The sequence below is a fragment of the Coleofasciculus sp. F4-SAH-05 genome, from assembly GCF_040222985.1.
Lineage (GTDB): Bacteria > Cyanobacteriota > Cyanobacteriia > Cyanobacteriales > Coleofasciculaceae > Coleofasciculus > Coleofasciculus chthonoplastes.
In genome coordinates this window covers 1-21,275 of sequence record NZ_JAVKBY010000197.1, presented here as the reverse complement: position 1 = coordinate 21,275, position 21,275 = coordinate 1, and the positions used below count along the sequence as shown (strand labels likewise).

21 protein-coding genes and 3 pseudogenes are annotated in these 21,275 nt (G+C 47.1%); 17 read left to right on the top strand and 7 right to left on the bottom strand.

All coding sequences use genetic code 11. The annotated features are described in order from the left end of the window. Positions 1-448: 448 nt before the first annotated feature. From RIG27_RS23605 to RIG27_RS23590, 4 genes are all read right to left on the bottom strand, one after another. Positions 449-1,432: an RNA polymerase sigma factor, RpoD/SigA family gene (locus tag RIG27_RS23605; protein ID WP_446349240.1), complete on the bottom strand. Its 984-nt coding sequence runs from the start codon at positions 1,430-1,432 to the stop codon at positions 449-451. Between the two features lie 678 nt (positions 1,433-2,110). Then, positions 2,111-2,749 carry a pentapeptide repeat-containing protein gene (locus RIG27_RS23600; protein ID WP_446349226.1) on the bottom strand — a complete coding sequence of 213 codons (639 nt, stop codon included), beginning with the start codon at positions 2,747-2,749 and terminating at the stop codon, positions 2,111-2,113. 24 nt (positions 2,750-2,773) lie between these two features. Next, on the bottom strand, positions 2,774-4,159 hold the full coding sequence (locus RIG27_RS23595) for a DICT sensory domain-containing protein (protein ID WP_446349238.1): 1,386 nt from the start codon (positions 4,157-4,159) through the stop codon (positions 2,774-2,776). Between the two features lie 170 nt (positions 4,160-4,329). Continuing rightward, entirely contained in the window at positions 4,330-5,913 is a 1,584-nt protein-coding gene (locus tag RIG27_RS23590; RefSeq protein WP_446349224.1) for a photosystem II high light acclimation radical SAM protein, read from the bottom strand. 502 nt (positions 5,914-6,415) lie between these two features. Here RIG27_RS23590 and RIG27_RS23585 point away from each other — a divergent pair. From RIG27_RS23585 to psb34, 6 genes and pseudogenes are all read left to right on the top strand, one after another. Beyond that, positions 6,416-6,805, top strand: coding sequence for a DUF1830 domain-containing protein (locus RIG27_RS23585; protein ID WP_446347690.1), 390 nt, complete (start codon positions 6,416-6,418; stop codon positions 6,803-6,805). A 478-nt stretch (positions 6,806-7,283) separates the two neighbouring features. Next, positions 7,284-7,718 carry a DUF4079 domain-containing protein gene (locus RIG27_RS23580; protein WP_446349221.1) on the top strand — a complete coding sequence of 145 codons (435 nt, stop codon included), beginning with the start codon at positions 7,284-7,286 and terminating at the stop codon, positions 7,716-7,718. A 232-nt stretch (positions 7,719-7,950) separates the two neighbouring features. Beyond that, positions 7,951-8,298, top strand: a complete 348-nt coding sequence (locus RIG27_RS23575; RefSeq protein ID WP_446347694.1) for a hypothetical protein — start codon at positions 7,951-7,953, stop codon at positions 8,296-8,298. 54 nt (positions 8,299-8,352) lie between these two features. Further along, the gene (thiO, locus tag RIG27_RS23570; protein WP_446349219.1) at positions 8,353-10,296 is read left to right on the top strand and encodes a glycine oxidase ThiO; all 1,944 of its coding nucleotides are present in this window, start codon (positions 8,353-8,355) and stop codon (positions 10,294-10,296) included. A 57-nt stretch (positions 10,297-10,353) separates the two neighbouring features. Then, a pseudogene (locus RIG27_RS23565) lies at positions 10,354-10,785 on the top strand (Uma2 family endonuclease); the annotation flags it as partial. 107 nt (positions 10,786-10,892) lie between these two features. Continuing rightward, on the top strand, positions 10,893-11,072 hold the full coding sequence (gene psb34 / locus RIG27_RS23560; protein ID WP_446347700.1) for a photosystem II assembly protein Psb34: 180 nt from the start codon (positions 10,893-10,895) through the stop codon (positions 11,070-11,072). A 131-nt stretch (positions 11,073-11,203) separates the two neighbouring features. Here the strand turns inward: psb34 and RIG27_RS23555 are convergent, their stop codons facing one another. Both RIG27_RS23555 and RIG27_RS23550 read right to left on the bottom strand, forming a co-directional pair. Then, a complete protein-coding gene (locus RIG27_RS23555) occupies positions 11,204-12,010 on the bottom strand; it encodes a tetratricopeptide repeat protein (protein WP_446349217.1) in 807 nt (268 codons plus the stop codon). Positions 12,011-12,228: 218 nt separating this feature from the next. Further along, positions 12,229-12,501 (bottom strand): annotated as a pseudogene (locus tag RIG27_RS23550) (RNA-guided endonuclease TnpB family protein); the annotation flags it as partial. Positions 12,502-12,556: 55 nt separating this feature from the next. Between RIG27_RS23550 and RIG27_RS23545 the strand changes: the two are divergent. From RIG27_RS23545 to RIG27_RS23495, 11 genes and pseudogenes are all read left to right on the top strand, one after another. Continuing rightward, positions 12,557-12,701 (top strand): annotated as a pseudogene (locus tag RIG27_RS23545) (transposase); the annotation flags it as partial. 121 nt (positions 12,702-12,822) lie between these two features. After that, a complete protein-coding gene (gene psbP, locus RIG27_RS23540; protein ID WP_446349215.1) occupies positions 12,823-13,362 on the top strand; it encodes a photosystem II reaction center PsbP in 540 nt (179 codons plus the stop codon). 54 nt (positions 13,363-13,416) lie between these two features. Beyond that, entirely contained in the window at positions 13,417-14,001 is a 585-nt protein-coding gene (locus RIG27_RS23535) for a Maf family protein (RefSeq protein ID WP_446349213.1), read from the top strand. Then, positions 13,995-14,225, top strand: a complete 231-nt coding sequence (locus RIG27_RS23530; RefSeq protein WP_446349211.1) for a hypothetical protein — start codon at positions 13,995-13,997, stop codon at positions 14,223-14,225. Before RIG27_RS23535 ends, RIG27_RS23530 begins: the two co-directional genes overlap by 7 nt. A gap of 35 nt (positions 14,226-14,260) precedes the next feature. Further along, complete coding sequence (locus RIG27_RS23525) at positions 14,261-14,686, top strand: hypothetical protein (RefSeq protein WP_446349209.1); 426 nt, start codon at positions 14,261-14,263, stop codon at positions 14,684-14,686. 71 nt (positions 14,687-14,757) lie between these two features. Next, complete coding sequence (locus tag RIG27_RS23520; protein WP_446349207.1) at positions 14,758-16,269, top strand: hypothetical protein; 1,512 nt, start codon at positions 14,758-14,760, stop codon at positions 16,267-16,269. Between the two features lie 170 nt (positions 16,270-16,439). Continuing rightward, positions 16,440-17,240, top strand: a complete 801-nt coding sequence (locus tag RIG27_RS23515; protein ID WP_446347712.1) for a hypothetical protein — start codon at positions 16,440-16,442, stop codon at positions 17,238-17,240. A gap of 45 nt (positions 17,241-17,285) precedes the next feature. Then, complete coding sequence (locus RIG27_RS23510; protein ID WP_446347714.1) at positions 17,286-18,038, top strand: hypothetical protein; 753 nt, start codon at positions 17,286-17,288, stop codon at positions 18,036-18,038. 81 nt (positions 18,039-18,119) lie between these two features. Further along, positions 18,120-18,557 (top strand): hypothetical protein, encoded by a 438-nt coding sequence (locus RIG27_RS23505; protein ID WP_446349205.1) that lies wholly within the window; start codon positions 18,120-18,122, stop codon positions 18,555-18,557. Positions 18,558-18,910: 353 nt separating this feature from the next. Beyond that, complete coding sequence (locus RIG27_RS23500) at positions 18,911-19,192, top strand: UPF0175 family protein (RefSeq protein WP_446349203.1); 282 nt, start codon at positions 18,911-18,913, stop codon at positions 19,190-19,192. Beyond that, positions 19,176-19,664, top strand: coding sequence for a DUF3368 domain-containing protein (locus RIG27_RS23495; protein ID WP_446349201.1), 489 nt, complete (start codon positions 19,176-19,178; stop codon positions 19,662-19,664). Before RIG27_RS23500 ends, RIG27_RS23495 begins: the two co-directional genes overlap by 17 nt. A gap of 268 nt (positions 19,665-19,932) precedes the next feature. Here the strand turns inward: RIG27_RS23495 and RIG27_RS23490 are convergent, their stop codons facing one another. Further along, a complete protein-coding gene (locus tag RIG27_RS23490; RefSeq protein ID WP_446349199.1) occupies positions 19,933-21,111 on the bottom strand; it encodes a tetratricopeptide repeat protein in 1,179 nt (392 codons plus the stop codon). Between the last annotated feature and the right edge of the window lie 164 nt (positions 21,112-21,275).

The window sequence follows — 21,275 nt, the reverse complement described above, 5'->3', positions numbered from 1 at the left end:
TAACCGTGAACCTGTCTCTGGTTTTCGCTGCCTTTATCCGGTTTCTCAACCGTCACAGCTTGTATGGGCAAAATTACGCGGGTTTGTAATTGGATTGAAGTATGCATCTCTCTCTAGTTACACAATAAGGGATGATCCTTCAGTGGCGATTCCCTCGAAGGAATGAAAGTTAACTCACCCAGCAGAATATTTTTCTACGGACACAGTATTTTCAGGAGCTTCAATCGCTAGTCTAGGGATTGCCTAAAAACTTAATATTTTTTTACAAAAAAAGTGGTAGCACAATTTGCTACCACTTCGACAGAATATCGCCAACTTGAATGTTCGGAAACAGTCTTTAAACCCGTTAAAACGGGTTTAAGCTTTGAGCCAGAACTTTAGTTCTTGGCTAAACTTGTCGTAGGGGATGCCAACGTTGATGGCGAAGACAGCGCAACGACAAACAAACTTAACTCGCTATATATTCCCGCACAGTGGCGTGGCGTCGTCTGAGTTGGGCTAAAGCTTGATGCTCTAACTGGCGTACCCGCTCGCGACTGAGATTAAGTCTCTGTCCGACTTTTGCCAGAGATAGTTCATTCCCATCTTCTAAGCCAAAGCGGAGTGCCAAAACTTCCCGTTGTTGGGGGGTTAATTCTGCCAGCAGATTATCTAAATCTTGGCGCAGGGATTCCTGGGTGGTGTAATGAACCGGTGTCGGTCCACTATCTTCCAACAGATCAGATAATTCTGTATCTTGGTTATCCCCCACTCGCACATCTAGGGATACGGGTTGACGGGCGATGCTCAAATATTCGCGAATTTGGGCAGGTTCTAACTCCAACTCTTGACCAATCTCAGTTGGTGTGGCGTTACGCCCCAATCTCTGAGACAGTTCCCGTTGAACCTTCTTGATCTTATTCAGCTTTTCGGTAATGTGAATCGGTAACCGAATCGCACGGGCTTGTTGGGCGATGGCGCGAGTAATGGCTTGACGAATCCACCAGTAAGCATAAGTAGAGAACTTATACCCTCGCGTTGGGTCAAATTTCTCCACGCCTCGCTCTAATCCCAGGGTGCCTTCCTGAATCAAGTCCAGGAATTCCATGTTACGCTTCTGATACTTTTTCGCGATCGCAACCACTAGGCGCAGATTCGCTTCAATCATTTTGCGCTTGGCTCGAGTTCCCTGGTTTATAATTTTCTTCAGGGCTGATTCCCCTAAATTAACGTGATCTGCCCACTCCTGTATCGTCGGTTCACGCTTCTTCGTTTCCGCTAAGGCTTCTTTTGCCTCCAAGAGCGGCATCATCTGCTGCACTTGCTTACCATAGACAATTTCTTGCTCATGGGTCAGTAGTGGCACGCGACCGATTTCATGCAGATACGTGCGAACCATATCTGCCGAAAATGTGGGCTTGGTCGTTTTGGGTTTGGTGTTAACAGTGGGCATCTGTGAGTAGTGACTCCGTAAACGAGCAATAAATCTGTCGCGGATTTTGACCTCAAAAGCAAAAGCTATAGCCATCTCTCACCTTGAGGATACGTGCGCGAAGCGGTTGTTCACATCTACTAAAAGATGTATAGACTCCTACCTGTATTGAGTTGGGCAGGAGATCGAACCGTAGATCAGGAGTTAAAGCGATTGACTCAGTTAATTGTCTCTTCGTTGATTCTGCGGCGTTTCCCAGCTTACTAACTCTGGGCTAGGAACAGAGCGAATGCGAAGTCAGTATGAGTTTGCCTTAACTTTATAGTATTACACCTTTAGACGACGGTAAAGAGGTAAAGGTTCAACATTTCCGAAAAATCATCCGCTTGTCGCATCTGCTACTTTTCCTCCTGACACCGACAGGGTTCAACAGGTTGACATTCTCTCCTAGTTACTATCATCGCCTAAAACACCGAGAAACGGATAGAGTTGAATCGGGGAAATAACCGAACTGATTTGGGGATAGATATCCTCCCAATTCCCTAGTTTGGCACAATGCCTTTTTCGTTAATCATGAATCATAGCAGGAGTGAAGCCTAAATCCAAGCCTCTATGTCAGAATATTATCATTTGCTGCTTCTTTGTCCTTTGTATTGCTTTTGTTCTAAGAACAATAACTCACGATGCTCAGGCAACACTCTAGGAACTACTTTCCAGAGACGTTCCCACCACACAAGTCCGCTCTAACTTCGCACCATTGACATTGACATCATCGAGTTCAGCACAAAGCAAATTCGCGCCCGTTAAATTAGCCCCTCCCAGATTCGCCCCGCGCAAATCCGCTTCCTCAAAATTGGCGTCACACAAGCTAGCACCTTGTAAATCCGCTTGCGATAAATCCGCCCCCTTAAGATTAGCACTGTTGAGATTCGCCCCCCGCAGATCAGCGCCTCGGAAATCGACACCTTGGAGGTTGACACCCATAAGATTCGCGCCACTCAAAAATGCTCCAGCCAAGGATACCTGTGTCAAATTCGCGCCCATTAAATTCGCGCCTCGGAGATTACTCCCGCGCAAATCCGCCCCAGTCAAGTTGGCTTGCATCAGATTAGCGCCCAAACAATTTGCCCGCACATCAGCCGACATCAATTGAGCGCACAGCAGTTTAGCACCATCAAGGCGAGCACCATTGAGATTGGCTCTCGACAAATTCGTACCCACCAGGCTAGCGCCTGCCAAATTAATCTGTTCCAGTTGGCTCCCAGACAAATCTTCGTCGTCTAGATTAGCACCTGAGAGCTGCTTTATTTTTCCTGCGCGAATTGCTTCGATTTCCATCAATTTTCCTGCGTGACTTAAACCTTAAGACGAAACATTTGATTGGGCTTCCTGATTGGAATGGGAATCAAGCAACCACATCCCTGCGGCTATTTTAGGTTGATTTACCTGTAAACTCATACCCTGTTGCATTCCCATCACCAGTAGTTCGAGAGCCTCAAGCAGTTTTGGGTCAAATACTGTACCCCCTGACGCCTGACAGTCGTTAAGTGCTTGTGCCAAAGGAGTCTCTTGGGATTGATAGTCCTTGAGCCGCTGTTGAAATGTGGTCATCAGTGCTAAAATTCTCGACTCTAAAGGAATCGCATCATAAGCCAAACCATCCGGTTGTCCGGAGCCATCCCAATGTTCGGTTTGGTGGGTGATAATGTGAGCAATTGCCTGTAATTGGGGCATGATACGCAAAACCGAAGATTTGGGCATCGCCTCTTGTTGAGAAACCGCCTGTTGCTGCACCGTGGATTTTGCTGGTTCTAGGTCATCATCTACGGCTTGTAACGGCGCGAGGCGATGCAGCAATCCCGCTAATCGCAGCCGTTTGATTTGCCACGCAGGTAAATCAAGCAATTGACCCATCGCTTCACAAAGGGTTGCCACTTCCGCCGCTGCCATGGGATTAGTTACATCAGCTTGATCGATGAGCTGTGCCATCCGCAAAAATGCCTGCACCTTATTAGACACTAGATTATTATCTAAGTCTTCCTCGGAACGGGGCAAGTTCTGAAGTGGCTCATTCTCAGTTTGGTGTAATTCTTGTTCAAAGCTTTCGAGATAATCGACGACGCGAGACACAACCTGCCCAATATCATCGCGTTTTTTGCAACCGTTGGCTGCCGTGATCTGTTGTGCTTGGTCGGTTAGGCGCTGTTGTAACTGTTGATCGTAACCACCAATGTGTGCGATCGCCAAATCCACCGTTTCCCGAACCAATTCTGGCTCAAATGTCCAGAACCCATAAAACTTGCGCTCCCGATCATCTGTCGGTGGTCCCTTGCTGCCATAATCCTCGGCAGATAGCTCTTGACATAAGACCATTGCTGTGTATGTTTCCGACATGATGATCAAATGCCATTCTTGAGCCACTGGATCAGAAGCATCTAAATCCAATAGTCTCACATTAGAGCGCTGGCTGGTGGGATGTTCCCCAAAACCAGTCTCCGCTGTTGCCAGAATTACCACTTGAGACGACTGTTGGGCTAAATCGCCATAGCGTTCTGCCTCTTGCATATACCATTTCCCCTGTTGAAATGCTGCAATTAGCAGAGGTTTTCCTTCTGACTCTAAGATGAAGTCTTCCAAGGCATGACACAGGGCGATTAAAGTGTTTTTATGATAAACACCAAAATTCAGGGGTCGCTTACCGCCGCGATGAGCTGTGTCTAACTTTTGTAATATCGAACCTTGCAGCATGATCAAACCTTGTCTGAGGGGTTCAGGGGAAAGTGGGTGTGTAGAGACGTGCCATGGCGCGTCTGCCATGGCGCGTCTGATTTTAACCGATGATTTTATGTTAATTATGATACATTTTAGAGTTGAATTTCTCCAAGCTGTTCGAGTTGGCGATAAACGGATAGGAGCAACTACCCCGCTGTAACCAGTTGTTTAGGCTGCGTCTTAGCTGAGGCTTCAATCGGAGCCGCTAATGCCTCCTCTAAATCCGCACAGCCCAAGCGCTCCTCTAAAATTTTCATCACTTCGCGACCAAAATCATCGGGATTTTGCCGCCAAGCTTGCAGACAAACCTCACCCAAGAAAGAGCCTAGGGGTTCGGGATTCCAGAGTAGCTTTTTCGCTGTCCAAGGCATTAAACTCATTGGATCATAGTCTTTTTCGAGAATATTGTTCTCAAAAGCGTAGGCTTCCAAATGAGTATGGGGTTGTAGTCCGATAAAGAAGATAGCGGGTTCCACCTTGTCAGCACCAAAGATTCGCTCTAACTCCCGGTGATAGGCAATGGTTTGGCGAATGGTGTCCGGTCGCTCATCTATTACATTAAAGGAATAGTTGACCGAAACCAAGTCATTAAAGCCCCCTGCTTTCAAATCCCGACAATTTGCCAATACTGTGCGGAGGTTATACCCCATCCGCATCTTCCGGACTAATTCCTGGGAACCACTGGTAATACCGATTTCAAAGTAGTTCATCCCGGTTTTTACCATCAAGTCGCATAATTGGGGGGTGAGATTATCGGCGCGAATGTATGCCGCCCAGTGAATGTCTGTCATCCCAGAATCGAGAATTTTCTGCAACAGTTCCACCGCATCGTCGATAAACTTCCGGGCGGGGATAAACTGAGCATCGGTAAACCAGAAGTTGCGGATACCTCGGTCATAAAGCTGGCGCATTTCGGCAACCACTTCATCAGCGGGATTGATCCGTACTTGTTTACCTTCGACGACGGTGTAGATGCAGTAGCAGCAGTTGTGGGGACAACCCCGTTTAGTTTGCACCCCAATATAAAAGTCGCTTTCTTGAAAATAATAATCAAACGCCGACCAGATACTTTGGATATAGTCGTAATTACAAGCGGTTTTTTCTAGGGGAGTTGGGCGTTCATGAATCATGCGATCGCGCGGCTGCGTATCACCCACCACATAACAGCGCTGATCAGCAAAAGATTCACCCCGCAGGAGTTTCTCTAGGAGGGTTTCACCTTCGCCAACGGAGACAATTGTCCCGTTGGGTAATTTAGTCTCCAGTTGTTCATAAAATACACTAACCGCACCGCCGCCAACCATCAGACGTGCCTCTGGGTTGTAGGTACGGGCGCGTTTAAGTCCCCGACGAATCAATCCTAAATTACGCCACAGTTCAGTATAATACGCGGCGGCTAGGCGTAATCCCCCGATCGCCCCGCGTAACTTGACAAAGGGGTTACTGGCGTAGTAGAACTCGAAGGCATTTTGCAAGGGGTTCCCCCCTCTACCGCCAACTGGCGCATAGATTTGAATATCGCGCCAGGAGAATACCAACAGCGTCGGTTGGAATTCATCAATACAGGCGTCGAGCGATCGCCAAAAATCCAGGGGAGGTACAGTGCCTAAGTCAAAGATGCGCTGTTCTACCTCTGGGAAGAGTTTGTGAACGTGATCGGCTAGATAGACAACGCCAATCGGGAAAATCGGGTTGCAGGGGAGGCGCACATAAAGAATTTTTGGTGACATTATAAATTTTATCTGGGGTAAATCGGCTTTTATGAACAGGATTGGCTCGGTTGAACTGGGCAAATCTCCAACCCAACTTGGATGAAAACCCGGTGTACGCAGACGTTTAAGCCCTCACCGACCGGGAGAGAATAAAACAGCCCCAGCCCAGCTTTCTCAGATATTTGATTTCTTTTTCACATAACTTAACTTTACTTTAACAAGATTGGGTTCTGACCTCAAGCGTATGCTATTTTTTTTCGTGGGGTTCATCGTTGAGAGTCTGAGGGAGGTAATCTAAGCAATTTTACCTAAGGCGTTCAAATTGAGGGTCTTAACCCTAGGTACAATTTCTCATCCCCCCAGATGGGACAAATTAGCCATTTAGCGGTGATCGCTGGGACGAGATTGGCGAAAATATACCTAAATTGGTAGTCGGATTTACAACAGGGACTGGATCACAAGTGCTAAGTTAGGTGAAGTAATAACAAACAGAATTCATTTAGTACCTCACTCAGCAGTTATGACTCAGATACTTGATCCTCTACCCTCTGATAATCAAACTCACATTGTCTGTTGCTACGTAAACGCCACGAGCCAGATTCAAATTGCTCGGATTACAAATATTCCCAATTGGTATTTTGAGCGCGTGGTTTTTCCCGGACAGCGCTTAGTCTTTGAAGCCCTACCCCAGGCGCTGTTAGAGATTCACACCGGCATGATGGCAAGTGCGATTCTCTCGGATACCATACCCTGTACTCGCTTGCTTGTCGCTCAAGACGTTAATCCAGCGTCGTCCTCTGACCCTAAAGCCGTTGTACCACCGACTGATGATAATAAGCCCAGTGAAAAAACAATTCGTCATAATAGCCCAGCCAGCGAAGCGCGTTTAGCTGTGGCAACAGTTCGCTAGATAACAAAAGCCATTAAAAAACAAAGATTAAGGGGGTTGTTCAGCCGAGCAACCTCTTACGTTACGATTGGGGCATTGACATCCTCACCACGCCATCTTCAAAAAGGTGGTCGCTTTTGGGGGGTTGACAGCTCTACGCACACCGCCTCACAAGAGGTCTTACACGCACTCCCTGTCCGTTTTAAGTCGCGGGAGGGCATTCCGCGACTACATGTATCGTTCAGTTCAAAAAACACAAAATAATGCTTTTTGTTTGCCTCCAGGTCGGATTGTCCGTTGCCCTTCAGTCTTTCCCTATCGCGGGCTGCGGTCCCGGTTTCAACTCATTATATGAGTGTATACTCATTATATGAGTGTATATCGCTGCAAGCTTAGGCGGGGATTTCAACCGCTGTTATTATAGCGCAAGTCGTCCTAAAAGGACGAGGCTTTAGACCCATCATTTCCGGTAAACAGGCTAAATTTGAGGCATCAAGTTGTGAATCTGCCCGACTTTATCTGGTTGTGGAAAATAGCCGCTTGGTCAATGGGTTTGTCCCTCGCGGCTTATAGTCTGTTGGCGGTGACGGGCAGTGTTATGTTCACGAAACGGCGCTCTCAAAACCCCAAACCAAAATGGTTGCGACCTTTACACTACATCATCGGATGGGTAATGGTCAGTTTGGTCTTGCTGCTCCTGGGAATTGGTGTAGTGGGTACTATCGGTCATTATGGCAATCTCGGACATTCGGGACACTTGATTGCCGGATTAGCTGTCGTAGCGTTGGTTGCCGTGTCCGCTGGAAGTTCCACCCAGATTAGTCCCCAACACCCTTGGGCGCGGGCGGTTCATCTGGGAACCAATATTGCTTTATTTGTCGGATTTGCCTGGGTGTCCTATACCGGATGGCAGGTGGTGCAGAAATATTTGTGAGTAGGGGTGTAGGGGCGGGTTTTACAGATAACTTATGGCGACAAACTGATAACTTGACTAAACCCGCCCTTGGGGGAGCGATATAATAAAAAGTCGTTAGCTGGCTAGATATGATCATAATCCAGCGAGACGATTGCTACCTATACCTAACCAGGATTAGCGGGGGCGGATATCAACTAACTAATATGATAGGTGGGACATAAGTCCTGTAGAGTTTACAGGGAAACAAACTATGAACAAATTAATTGGATTAATTATCATCGCCGCTGCTCTCGTGGGAGCCGCTCTCGGTTGGCAAGGAGTATCCTTTCCGTTTTTGGGAGAACTCTTTGGGGGTGAGAACCGCACGGCTAACCAAATGATCGAGTCGGTTCCAGACACGGCAACCGACCAAGGGGCAACACAACAAGCTGAAGCGGGAAATCAGCCCACTCAGCCAACGGCTCAGGCTCCTGCGACGATTGGTCAAGCCCAAACTAATCAGGGTACAGCTCAAGCCCCTCAAACAACAGTGGGTCAAGCCGATACAGGCGCGGGTGCAGCCACCGAGGATTCTGAACCGATTACGGCTCTCTGGTAACAGGGTGGGTAAAATCTATAAGGACTGGCTAGGGCGCGTCTCGATTTTTATCTAATGAACTTTTGCAGTGATATTTTAATTGTGGGCGGCGGGGTGATTGGTTTGGCACTCGCCCTAGAGTTGAAGTGGCGGGGAGCGACAGTTACAGTTTTAACCCGCGACTTTAAACAAGCAGCGACTCTAGCCGCCGCTGGTATGCTAGCCCCTCATGCGGAAGCCATTCCCGAAAGTCCGATGCGGGAGTTATGTGGGCGATCGCGATCGCTCTATTCTCAATGGTGTACCAAACTGGAACAGCTTACGGGTGTGGCGACAGGATATTTGCCCTGTGGGATTCTCGCTCCCGTCTATGAAGATGTTTCCGCCTCTCACCCTGAGGCTGGTAATTGGTTAGATAAACAGGCGATTCATTTATATCAACCCGGTTTAGGGGCAGATGTGATTGGGGGTTGGTGGTATCCCGAAGATGGGCAAGTCGATAACCGAGCATTGGCGCAAGCCCTGCGATTAGCGGCTCAAGAATTAGGGATTGATCTGCGCGAAGGCGTTACAGTTGAGGCAATTGAGCAGCAAAATCGTCGCGTTTGTAGCGTCAGAACCTCGGTTGGTGAATTTCAGGCTGACCATTATGTCTTAGCCACGGGGGCTTGGTCTAACCAACTGCTACCCGTACCCGTTTATCCGAAAAAGGGTCAGATGCTGTCAGTTCAGGTGCCAACCCATCCCCATCAGCCCTTACCCCTACAACGAGTGCTGTATGGACCCGATACCTACTTAGTTCCCCGTCGAGATGGGCGGTTATTGATTGGTGCAACCAGTGAGGACGTGGGATGGCAATCTGATAATACGCCTGCGGGAATTCACACCTTACTCTCACGAGCAATACGGCTATATCCGCCCCTACAGAATTGGTCTATTCGGGAATGCTGGTGGGGATTTCGACCCACAACCCCAGATGAATGTCCGATTCTGGGAGTTAGCCCTTGTGAAAATCTAACCCTAGCGACAGGACATTACCGTAATGGGATTCTCCTCGCCCCGATAACCGCCCAGCTACTGGCAGACTGGATGGAAACGCAAACCGTTGATCCGTTATTAGAGCATTTTCGATACGACAGGTTTTATCATCAATCCTCCTCAAATTTAATGATTAGTTCTCCGATTACTCCCGTATCTCCCAAAAACACGTCAGTTACAGAAAAAACGACAACTGATCCGTTAATCATTGCGGGTCGAACATTTCACTCCCGGCTGATGACCGGTACAGGGAAATATAGCACCATTGAACAAATGCAGCAGGGGATTGCGGCGAGTGGGAGTGAAATTGTCACTGTAGCCGTGCGGCGGGTGCAAACCAAAGCCCCGGGTCATGAAGGATTGGCAGAGGCGCTGGATTGGACAAAAATCTGGATGTTGCCCAATACCGCCGGCTGTAAAACCGCCGAAGAAGCGGTGCGGGTGGCACGGTTAGGACGGGAAATGGCAAAGTTATTGGGGCAAGAGGATAATAATTTTGTCAAGTTGGAAGTGATTCCCGACGCGAAATATTTATTACCAGACCCGATTGGCACTTTGGAAGCCGCCGAGAAACTGGTGAAAGAGGGGTTTGCGGTACTGCCGTATATTAATGCTGACCCCATGTTAGCTAAACGATTGGAAGAGGTGGGCTGTGTCACAGTGATGCCGTTGGGTTCTCCGATTGGTTCAGGACAGGGGATTAAAACGGCGGCAAATATCCAAATTATTATCGAAGAAGCGGGAATTCCTGTGGTCGTGGATGCGGGGATTGGGTCGCCTAGTGAAGCCGCACAAGCCATGGAGATGGGGGCAGATGCAATACTAGTGAATAGTGCGATCGCGCTAGCCAAAAATCCGGTGGCGATGGGGAAAGCGATGGGGATGGCGACTGAAGCCGGACGTTTAGCTTTTCTGGCGGGACGGATTCCGATTAAAAGTTATGCGAGTGCGAGTTCACCGTTAACGGGGACAATTAGTTAAGTTTTGTCATTTGTCATTCGTCATTCGTCATTCGTCATTCGTCCTTGGGAAGTTTGAGGTCCCGAACATGCTTACCTGGGAGATGAAAGTGGGACTTATCTTAGCCAACTTTTAGGCGATCGCGCTAAAGTTCGGGAAGGTCGTCCCATCACCCTACCGAACAACTCTGAACCCGAACCTGATCTGGCGATTGTCAGACCTCTGGGACGAATCTACCGCCAGCGCCATCCCTACGCTGAAGATGTCTTTTGGCTGATTGAGTTCGCTAACACCAGCCTCGCCAAAGACTTGGAGATTAAGCGCAAGGCTTACGCCGCTGCTGGAATTGAGGACTATTGGGTTGTCAACTTAAAAAACCGACACCTGAAAGTGTTTCGTGAACCTGTCGATGGTGACTATACCCGCCCATTAACCCTGACAACGGAAGAAATTCACCCGTTGGCATTTCCTGATGTAACGATTTCCGTGCAACGGTTATTAGAGGGCTAGAACCGCTTTTTAGCGACTATAACAATTTCTTATCCAAACAAGAGAGTATTCATCCTGAGAGTTTGTTACAATTCTATAAGTTGAGTAAAAAAGGTTATCAATCATTCATGCCATATACCACAGAAGAAGGCGGACGTTTAAATAACTTTGCCCGTGAACCGAAAGTCTACCAAGCAGAACCACCAACCAAAACCCAGCAACGCAACTATGTATTCCTGGGAATTGCGGCTCTAGTTTTAGTTAGTGGATTAATGTTCGTCGCTGTCTCTGTATCGAGCGTTAGCTAATTGCTGCGATTCCCTAAATCGGGAACACCCCTGTTAATCCAGCGATTTTGGACTAACAATGAAGTGAAATCTGATCAAGGATTACGCGAAACATTAGTTCGATTTAGCCTAAAAAGCCAAAATCAGTAGGGTCAGGGGTTCGTTTCCCCTTGCATCACTTGCAACGCATTCATAACACTTTGATAACTGTCTGATCTGCCTTGTTCTTGGAAAAGTTCAGCCGCTTTCTGCAAATCAGCCGTCGCTGCTTCAATTTTCCCCAATTGGAATTGAGTCAGCCCCCGATTGTAATACGCTTCAGCAAAGGTGGGTTGCAGTTCAATTGATTTAGTATAATCAGCGATCGCGTCTTCATATTGTTCTAAGCGATTGCGGGTTAGCCCCCGATTATAATAAAGGCGAGCATTTTCGGGGTTGATTTCCAGCGCTTTGGCGTAATCATCGAAAGCCGCTTCAGAATTGCCTAACTCGTCGTAAACATTCCCGCGACTAATATACGCTGTCTCATTTTCCGGGTTAATTTCGATCGCCTTAGTGAAATCCGCGATCGCTTTTTGATAATCCCGGCGCACAAAATGGGTATAGCCTCGGTTACTATAGGCTTGACTGAAATCGGGATTTAACTTAATCGCTTGGGTATAGTCATAAATCGCAGCATCGTAATTACCCAGACTATGATAAGCGTAGCCGCGATTATAGTAGGTATCTGCATCTTCGGGCTCCAGTTTTAATGCATCCCCGAATTCAGAAATCGCACCAGCATAATCACCCTGTTCCAATTTATCGACGCCTTGGTTATACAGTTCCACGGCTGTTAACTTCTCTGACGGGGCTTCTTGCACAACCCTGATTGGCTGTTGGGCGTGAACCGCTTCGGAGAATCCCGTCAGGACAGTCATTAATCCCAAAATGGTCAGTATGCGATAGGTTGAGTTCATCGTTGTTTTGGTTTTTCGGTTTAATCTTAAGAGGGTTAGCATGAGAGTTTTACACTCTGCCGACGTAAACCTTGCCAAAGTGGTTCCTGGTTAACCTTAACCCTGTTCAAGCCAACATGACCTATCTTGATCATTAGTGTACCCGGAAGTTGACACTCCCCGGTCTCGCATACGCGGGGATTCTGCTGACAGATTAGGCTGCCAAGGTATCAACACATGAACGCTTCAGCGACACTTAATAGTGTTTGCTGTGCTGGCGTTGAAGGTAGAGACTGGGCAATTTGACTCTTTCCCACACTTTGTTCGTAAATCAAGTCAAACTTTCCAGTCAAGAGTTTACCTGTCTTAAAAAACGTCTGACGAGCAAAGTAAACACCCATATTGTAGAGTTTTCCTGACTGTTCACACAGGTACTCCAAAACAGCTTTTGTTTCTTGGTCAGGATGTAACAGCATTTGCTGTACACCCCTAGGCTTTTTCCTTTTAGCCATCGTTTTAACGAATAAGTTTTGTCGTTCGTATTATTGTAGTCTACAATTAGAACAACGGAGTGCAAATTATCTTAGAAAGGAGTTTCCTGAACTCAAGAAACTCCCCTCTTTGTGGACAAACAGCTACTTTTACTCAACCGCAGGTAATGGAGCGTGCAGCAACCATTCAAAGGTATATTAATGACCCACACCATACCTAAGGATAATAGGCGGCTAAAGCCGCTACCGTGCGTTCCTCCCCGGTCTCGCATACAGGGGGTTCCCCGCAACGGAGGAATTTTTATGAGACAATAAAAATGCACCAATTCAAAGGATAAAAAGATGCTCAAGACCATTGCCGCCATTTTGCTGCTAGTATTCAGCTTAAGTCTGCATGGCTGCACTGTCGGCGTTAGTGGACTGAAAAGCTATGTCGATACGGCTGACGGTTATGAGTTTCTCTATCCGAATGGTTGGGTGCCGATTAAAGTCACTGATGGACCTGATGTTGTATTTCGGGATTTGATCGAGCCAACCGAAAATGTCAGCGTGGTGATTAACCCCGTTCCAGAGAATACAACCCTCACCGATTTAGGAACGCCTGGGGAAGTCGGTTACCAACTCCAGCAAAATGTGCTTTCGGCGGCGAATTCCAATCGTCAAGTTGAATTAGTCGATGCCAAAGCTCGCGATACGGGAGACAAAACCTATTATCTTCTTGAATATAGTGTCAAACTTCCCAGTCAAAATCGGCATGACCTAGCCACAGCCGTGATCAGTCATGATAAGCTCTATACCTTGAATGCTTCAACCACTGAAGATCGTTGGGATAAAGTGCAAGACTTGTTTACCCAAGTCGTTAGTTCGTTTAATGTTTACTAGATGAAGGGTTATTTGTCAAGATAAATGTAACGAATGACAAAGGACAAATGACGAATGACAAAATTCGTTTTAGCCTCCGCTTCGCCAGCACGCCGCCGTTTATTGCAAAAGGCTGGTATTGAACCCATCGTTTGTCAGAGTGATTTTGATGAATCTCAGGTTAAGGTTACTGATCCGGTAGAGTTGGTCAAGAGGTTAGCATTACACAAAGCCCAAACCGTTACGCCTAAATTTAACGAGGCGCTAGTGTTAGGCTGTGATTCAGTGTTAAGCCTTCAGGGTGAAATCCACGGTAAACCAGCCAATCCCCAAGAGGCGATCGCCCGGTGGCAAATGATGCGGGGTAGAGTGGGCAAACTCTATACGGGTCATGCCTTAATTGATTTATCCCAGGACAAAACAATTGTCCGTTGTGGGATAACACAAGTCTACTTTGCCAATGTTAGCGATCGCGCAATTGAAGCGTATGTGGCTACAGGCGAACCGCTTAATTGTGCGGGCTGCTTTGCGCTAGAAGGGCGTGGCGGCTTATTTGTCGAAAAACTAGACGGTTGTCATAGTAATGTTATTGGTCTGAGTTTACCCCTGTTGTATCAGATGCTGCGTGAGCTGGGTTATGAGGTGACAGATTTTTGGTAGTCATTTGTCCTTTGTCATTCGTCATTTGTCATTTGTCATTTGTCATTCGTCATTCGTCATTTGTTGAAGAATTCTTGAATCTACAACTTCCCCATCTCCCCCATCTCCCTCATCTCCCCTATCTCCCCCAGCTTCCCTATCTCCCCCAGCTTCCCATTCCCTGTTCCCTTGTGAGAAAATTTGTTCAGGTGAGGCGGAAGTTTGTTATAGTCAAAGCACTTTGAGTCTATTGTTAAGCTGATATAGCTGGAGCGGATCTATGACAACCAGCGAAGAATTCAAACAGAAACTAAGGTCAGGAAACATCGGCGATGCCTTTACCCTAGCCTTGTCGGAATCGGTTGAGTTGGAAATTACGACCTGGGTGGCTTCCGCCAATTCGCCCCAAACAGAGAAGCCTGCGGCTAATTCCTGTATGCGTACCCGGATTAATATTGTGGAAGGCTCCATCGATAATGAGGTAGGATCTCAATTTATCGGTAATGGTCCCTATACGGAACTACGCCAATTTCATACCCAGCAAGTTCAAGAAGGACGCCAGATTATCCAGAATAATCTGGAAAACTTGCAACAACTTTTTACCGTGTTGACTCGCGTGCAATATCAACCCCAACAGTCAACCCAGCAGCAACTTCGGGAGAGCAATCCGGCTCTGTCGCCTTCCAGTCAGGATAATTTACCCTAATCTTGAAGATAGAGGTTGACAAATCTGGCAGTTTCTGTATTGGTTATCGCCCAAATTCAGGTGAGTGTATTATGGCGTCGAGTGAGGATTTTAGGCAACAACTTAAAGCAGGCAAGGTTCAAGAAGCGTTTGCTGGGGCTTTAGCAGAAGCGGTTCAGTTGAAGATTACAACGTGGGTGGCTGCTGATGCTGAGGATGGCGCCCAAACAGCCGCCCAACCCGGTTATCGCCTGCGGACTCAAATTAATACGATTGAGGGAGCGATCGCGAATGAGATTGGGGATCAGTTTATTGGCAATGGTCCCTATCGAGATCTCCTCCCCTTTCATTTAGACCAGGTGGCGCAAGGAAATCAGCTTGTTGAGAATAATCTTAAAAGTTTGCAAAAGCTATTTGAGATTTTAATTGCGCTGCAATATCACAAGACAGGGTTGAGTGAGATAGAATACCCGCCCTTATCCATTCCCCCGCAAGAGACAGCAACCCCACCGGATGCGGGAGTAGCCGCCGAATTGACCGCCCAAACGCCAGATTTGACGACTCCGGATATTCAGGAACAGGTATCTCCTGAATCGACTCCCTCGCCAGAGATAACAACAGCTCCCTCGCCAGAGATAACAACAGCTTGGGAGGAAGATGAGGAAGATGAGGATGATGAGGATGACTCGGTGCTAGATTTGCTGGAGTCATTACCCCCTCCTCCACCCCCACCGCTAGAGGATGAAGAGTTCTCAATCACGGAGGAGGATGCGAGAGATGAATTCATTGAAGCAGAACCAGAACCACTATCGGATCGCCACGAAGCGGAGTTAGATGAGGACGACTGGCAAGTTCTCAACGAAGATTGGGGGACATTGAAACTTGAGGAATTGAAGTCACCCCCCTCGGCTGAACCGGATATCCCACCCCAGACAGACATTGAACCCAAACCGAGGGAACCGGAATCGGCTAAAAAAATGCCCAGTTTGGACTCCTTAGAAGAACTAAACCAGGATACTGACGACGATACCGACTGGGATGACTGGGTAGTAGATGAACCGGAATTAGGCGATCGCTCTTTTGCCCAGATGGATACGGATGAAGACTGGGGTGACTTAGTAGAAGACTTTGACCCCTTCGCCGCCCCTCCACCTGTTGAGGAGTCTCCCTCAGCGTTAAATATTCAGGAAGACTGGGATGAATTTGCCGTTGAGGAACTTGAACCCTATTCTGATTTAACTGAGGTTGATAGTGAGATTGAATGGTCAGACTTGAGTGAAAGCCAAACCCCTGAGTCTACCAGCGATCCTCTAGAAGGGTTAGATGCTTTAGCTGAAGATTCTGAGGAAAAAGAACTGAATTCAGAATCATCAAGTGATCCCATGGATTTGTTGGGGGATCAAAACCAATCTGCCGAAAATGTGGATCAGCAGGATTATGAATTCGAGGAACTCTCCTTGGACGAATTTTCCCTGGATGATTTTGATCCCCTAAGCCATCCACAGGAGGAGGATTTGGAGAAGAAACCCAAATCAACGCAGAAAGGAGAACCACCACCGCCTCCACCCCCTAGCCCCTTTCAGGATAAAAAACAGGAACCCTAGGGGAAGCCATGTAGAGACGTAGCACGCTATGTCTGTAGAGACGTGCCATGGCACGTCTGGGAGCAGGGGGAGCGATACAATTGAATGTTGAGTCACGAAGGTTTCCATTTTGGGGAAATTTCGGTAGATGATTGGATGACTGAACAGGTGTTCTAAAAAGGTGTGGGTTGATGACCAATCGCAATCGACAAGAGCATTCAGATGTACCCGCCTCCAAAACCCGAGGCAATAATTCGGGTGTGGATCGAAACATCAATCACTTCTTGCAGTCGTTAGGTGACACACTGATCGACTTCACGGCGCTAGAAGTGAATACGATCGTGGTAGATCATATTAGTGGTCATAAGTTTATTGCCTGGGAAGCTTACCGGGATATTTATCCGATTTCGCCAGGGTATTTAGAACAACAAGGTATCCACGAGTCATTACGCGATCGCTACTTGAAGTTACGCACCAGTCTAGAACGGGAGTATCGAGGACTGTTGAATGATCCAACCTCGGAACTTCATGATCCGACGGTGTATGAGCAGGATAACTCCAGTTTCGCCAATGACTTTGAGCGCACTCCCACTCGTCTCCCCAATCCCCTCGATCTCGAAAGTCCAGAGACAATTGTTGCTATTCAACGACTGTTAGGAAACTGTCGTTTTTTACGGGGGTTGCGTAAACTGACGGAACTCAAAGCCGCTTTGGATGATCGGAATCAGACGGTACTACGTTTAGTCTCTCAGCAACCCGATCAAGTTGAGATGATTCAACGGATGATCGCCACGGATACGATTTGCGCTCAAACCGTGATTCAACTCGATGGCGATGTGATCAATCGCTATGATCAATCTCTGTTTCACCATCCTCAGAAAGAGATGATTCTACAAATTCACCGAGAGGGAGTCATCGCCAGTGAACGACAATGGCGGGGACTATTGGAGTTTATTATTGGTCTAATCAAAGCTACACTGCATAAGTCATAAGGTATAGCGCTGCAAGCAGGGAAAAGGAAACAGGGTTTGACGTTTATGAATCAGCATCCTCGTTTAGCATCGCCGTCTCACCTGCTTTCTCCACGTCAGAATTCAGCGCTCGCGGCTTGTATTCAAATCGAGGTGGAACGAATTTCTCGCTCTCAGGTTCTGTTTCACGGAGTTCGCTTCACGTTAGATAAAGAAATTCTACATCAGATTCAACAGGCTCAACAGATGGGGGATTCCTTGAAGCTTTCCCGCAAATTACTCACAGATTTGCGCTATTACGCTCTCATTGATGACGAAAACCGTTGGCAATCGGGACTCAGCTTTTGTACGTACTATCAGCGCGGAGACTCCCAAGAGGCGCTGATGCGAAGTGTGATTGGTATGGATGGTGATATTATTCATCAAATCCAGCGCAATTGTCTAGAACGTCCTAAGTTTTCCCATCAGATTTCAGCGGCGCATTATTGGTTAATTGAACAAATTATGCATCAGTTGCGTTTGGGTACATTTTTGCCGTTAACTCGGTTAATCAATGGACTAGCTTTGGGATTGGCGTTGCTGATTGCTATGCTGCTGGTGATTCCCTTTATCCCCGTCTTTCTCAACAACCTTTGGATGCTAATCGCTGTTTTAATAATGGTGGGGTTATTTTATATTGGTTTTCGACGCCTATTTTATTTATTGCAACCAAAAGCAAGGCGCTGGATGATGCGGCGAATTATGGCTGGATTTCTCTCCTCCAAACCCAGATCTAAGCGGTTAGCTAGGCGACTATTAAGCGGGTTATTTTCTTCTTGATAATTTTAGCGTTACCCTTCCCCATTCCCCACTCCCTATCCTTATTACAAGACTGATTCAGCCAGCCCTTACAAGATAACGATGAATACTCAACTCACCCCCTCGGAACTGAATTCATATCAAACCATATTACCCAATGATGATCCAGCACAAGATGCGATCGCACTTCTCAAAGAGCATAATGGGGATATTGAGGCGTCGTTTGAGGAACTGTATCGCCAGAAATATGGTGCAATACCAGATTTTCCGGATAAATCCCTGTGGGAAGTGACGCTGAACCAGTTGCGTCAGGAATTGTGTGGTGATGATAGCTTTCGCACCAAGGTACAGGAATATACCAAGAATCCCGGAAGTACACCCTTGCTGACGGGATTAATCGTGTATTTGGTGGGGTTAGCCGGATTTCCCCTTGATCCTGCGATCGCTACCGTGGTGGTATTGTATATTCTTAAGATTGGGCTAAATATTTTCTGCCAATATACAGAATCCTCCGATTCTAAGTCATTACCGGGCGAGTAGGGGCGCATGGCGTGCGCCCTCAAATGGTGTGCGCCCTGCAACTGACGTGCTACGCCAGCCCTCACCCCCAGTCAGCCCTCACCCCCAGCCCCTCTCCCAAGCTTGGGAGAGGGGCTGGGGGTGAGGCTTCCCCTAAACCGAGCTGTAGGGGTACGGCATTGCCGTACCCTTATCCTATCTATCTAGCTATTTGAAGGACACGATATTATCGTGCCCCTACCCTATCTGGTATTGGTGCGTCAATTCGATTTCCAGAGAATCTCTTGGGCCCTTGCGAAGTCGAAACCCAACCTACCCTAACGACTATAATTAATATAAATTCTAATGAACCAGACAGCCAAGTATTATTTAATATGCAAATTAGCCTTGAAATACCTGATGATATCGGTAATCGTTTGACAGAAAAATGGCACAATTTGCCCCAGCGCTCATTAGAAATTATGGCGGCTCAAGCCTATAAATCGGGTATCCTTACCGCAGGTGAAGTCCGACGAATGCTTAATTTACCCACTCGTTTAGCCGTTGATGAATTTCTGAAACGAGAAGGAGCTTATCTAAACTATACTGAGGCAGACCTAGAACAAGATCTTCAAGCCGTAGCCAAGGTTATCCAAACGAATGACCATTGTTTGTGATACGTCTCCACTTTGCTATTTGATTTTAATCGACCAAATTGATGTCATGCCTCAGCTTTTTGGGCGAATCAGTATTCCCAAGGCTGTACAGAATGAACTTATCGCGGAAGGTGCTTCTGTGCAAACCTGGATTGCTCAAGCACCAGACTGGCTTGATATTCATGTCGTATCTGGCGAACCGGATCAGATGTTAGAGCGTTTAGATGTTGGTGAGACAGAGGCAATTTTGCTGGCAGAGCGTTTAGGATCGAGTTTAATTGTACTGGATGATTTAGATGCTCGACGCATAGCGACACAACGAGGATTAACAGTAACGGGATTATTAGGCGTTTTGTATCAAGCAGGAAGCCGTCAAATCATTGACTTTCCCGATACGCTTGAGCGTTTACAGCAAACCAGCTTTCGGGCATCATCAACTCTACTGGAACAATTTTTAGATCGGTATCGCAGGGGTGTAGACGCTGATGGTTGAGGCTTGAAGCCTTGCTCTGTGGTTTGCGCGAATTCATAGGATTAGGGTACGGCAATGCCGTACCCCTACGATACCCAGGGAGAATTGATGGCGTAGGGGCACGATATTATCGTGCCCTTCTTAATCTGGGAGGCGAGAGAATAGGGCGACATTCTATCAATATCCCCACCTTGGCGCGAATTCATACGATTAGGGTACGGCAATGCCGTACCCCTACCACACCCAGGGAGAATTGATGGCGTAGGGGCACGATATTATCGTGCCCTTCTCAATCTGGGAGTTGTGCTAAGTTTTCTCGCGTCACACCAGCCCAATAGTCATCCTGACACTCTAGGAATATCTCTAAAGCTGTCTGTAAATTCACCCTCGCTTCGGCGTAGTTTTCCTGGGCTTTTGCCAGTAATCCTACATTGTGATAGGTGATAGCTTGAGAGTAGCGATCGCGAAATGCAATGTAAATATCCAGAGCCTGCTGATAGTATAGCCTTGCCTGCTCATACTCCCGTAACTCTTGGGCAACCCTTCCTAACTGGTGATAGGTGCTTGCTTGAGAAGAGCGATCGCGAAATTCAATAAAAATATCCAGAGCCTGCTGATAGTATAGCTTTGCCTGCTCATACTCCCGTAACTTTTGGGCAACATTTCCTAACTGGTGATAGGTGCGAGCTTGAGAGTGATAGGTGCGAGCTTGAGAGTAGCGATTGCTAAATTCAATCTTAATATCCAGAGCCTGGTGATAGTATTGCCTTGCCTGCTCATACTGCCGTAACTCTACAGCAACTATTCCTAACTGGTGATAGGTGTCTGCTTGAGAGTAGTGATCGCTAAATTCAATCTTAATATCCAGAGCCTGGTGATAGTATTGCCTTGCCTGCTCATACTCCCGTAACGCTTGGGCAACCCTTCCTAACTGGTGATAGGTTGTAGCCATCCCAAGCTGTTTCTGTCTCTCCTCTACCCCGGTAAGCTGTTGGAAAAGTTCCAGCACCTGCTGATAAGCGGCTTTGGCTTGAGTATACTTCTGGGTTTCTAGGTAACAACAGGCTAACCGATCCTGTGCCATGACAATTTCCAGCCCAATTCTACCTGTGTGTAATGATGCCGGATATGCCGCTTGTGACTGACAGACGAATTCTGAGAGTTTGAGATTACTCTGGATATCATTAATCTGCAAGAAGTATTGAAACAAACAGAAAAAGATATCGACGGTTTCCTGCTGCTCTAAACAGAGTTGCAGCGCATTGTAGAGATTTTCATACTCCAGTTTACAGGCGAAAATCCCCGCTTGCTGTTCTTGCGCCTCCTGCGATCTCAGCCACTCCAGATAAAGACTCGCCAACCCCAAATAGTGACGTTTAAACCCCTCCCGCAACGCTTCCCGCATCGCTGCATCCTGTTGATTCAGCTTCATCCGCAAGAAATAAGGAAAAACTGGCTGAATCCGCAACAATCTCTGATTAGCCCTGCTTTCAAAGCAGGGGGTTTTCAAAGTCCGGGGGAATCTTTAAAAGAAAAGTGAACTTTTTCCGGTAAAATTAAGAAAAGCTCACTTTTTTCAATTTCAAAAAAATCATGCTTGCTAGGATAATTGAAGAATTCAAAAAAGTCAAG